Origin of the sequence: Paraburkholderia sp. RL18-085-BIA-A (genome assembly GCF_046027075.1) — a bacterium.
GTDB lineage: Bacteria > Pseudomonadota > Gammaproteobacteria > Burkholderiales > Burkholderiaceae > Paraburkholderia.
This window is the reverse complement of the sequence record NZ_JARESU010000429.1, coordinates 1-1,407: the sequence shown is the minus strand read 5'-3', so window position 1 is coordinate 1,407 and position 1,407 is coordinate 1. Positions and strand designations below refer to the sequence as shown.

General features: G+C 59.1%; 2 protein-coding genes. Both read right to left on the bottom strand.

From position 1 onward, the window contains the following. The coding region (locus P0D89_RS53015) for a DUF6429 family protein (RefSeq protein ID WP_408371203.1) at positions 1-233 on the bottom strand (233 nt) is incomplete at its 3' end. 5 nt (positions 234-238) lie between these two features. Next, on the bottom strand, positions 239-1,324 hold the full coding sequence (locus P0D89_RS53010; protein WP_408371202.1) for an IS630 family transposase: 1,086 nt from the start codon (positions 1,322-1,324) through the stop codon (positions 239-241). Between the last annotated feature and the right edge of the window lie 83 nt (positions 1,325-1,407).

The window sequence follows — 1,407 nt, the reverse complement described above, 5'->3', positions numbered from 1 at the left end:
GTGCGGTCTGAGATAACAAAATGCTGCCTGAATAGCCGCTCGGACTCACATAACCCTTCCTCGGTAAAGATCACCGACTTCGTCTTGTTGACCGGGTCGCAGATGAAGCCCTTTTCGTAAAGGCGATTCAGCACGTCCCAGTCGAAGCCCTTCCAGGCGCGGTACTGATCGTGCAGAGTCAGGTAGAGAAGTGCCAGGGCGACTTCGTCGATCGCGTCGGTATTGATATTCATGACATTCATCCCGCGGCCTTCTGAACCCGCACACAAAACCGCTCGAGACTAGCCAGGATCTGATCGGCCGACTTGCTCCAGATGAACGGCTGGGGGTGGGCATTGTAGACGTCAAGGTAGTGCCGGATTGCATCTTCGAGCTGGCGCGTCGAACGATGCGTGCCGCGACGAAGGTACCTTTCGGTCAGCGTGGCGAACCAGCGTTCGACCTGATTGAGCCACGACGCCGAGGTGGGTGTGAAGTGAACCTGGAAGCGGGGATGACGAGCGAACCACGCCTTGATTGAGGCAGTCTTGTGTGTGCCGTAATTGTCCATCACCAGATGCACATCCAGGTGGGGCGGCACGCTAGCTTCGATGGTGCGCAGGAAACGCAGGAATTCACTGCTGCGATGGCGCCGGTGCACCTCGCCGATCACTTCGCCAGTGACGATGTCCAGCGCAGCAAATAGCGTGGTCGTACCGTGACGCATGTAGTCGTGAGTGCGTCGCTCGGGAATGCCTGGGGCCAAGGGCAATATGGGCTGCGTGCGGTCCAATGCCTGTATCTGGCTCTTCTCGTCAACGCACAGCACCATCGCCTTGAGCGGCGGATCAAGGTACAGGCCGACAATATCGCGCACCTTGTCGACGAACAACGGATCGCTAGAGAGCTTAAACGTCTCCTGCCGATGCGGCTGCAGCCCGAAGGCCCGCCAGATCCTCGACACCGCCGTCTGCGAGAGCTTCATCTCCCGGGCCATCGTGCGCGTGCTCCAGTGCGTCGCCCCGGCAGGCACGGACTCCAGCGTCTTCGCAATAACCGCATCGACATGCGTGTCGTCGATTGTCCGGGGTGCACCGGGGCGTGGCGCGTCAAGCAGTCCGTCCACACGGTCTGCGACAAATCGCGCGCGCCATTTAGAGACAGTTTGCTGCGTAAGCTGCAGTTTCGCCGCGACCGTCCTGTTGTCCATCCCTTCGGCACAGGCCAGCACGATGCGCGCTCGCAACGCCAACGCCTGTGCTGTCTTGCGCCGCATCATCAGCGCCTTCAGTTGCTCGAATTCCGATTCGCTCAGCACGAGTTCCCGTTTGGGCCGTCCGCTCATCGCCGCTCCTCGTATCCGTGCCACACATAGCACTTTAGTACGCGACGAAAATAATTCAATGAATTTGTAACTCACTACACTAG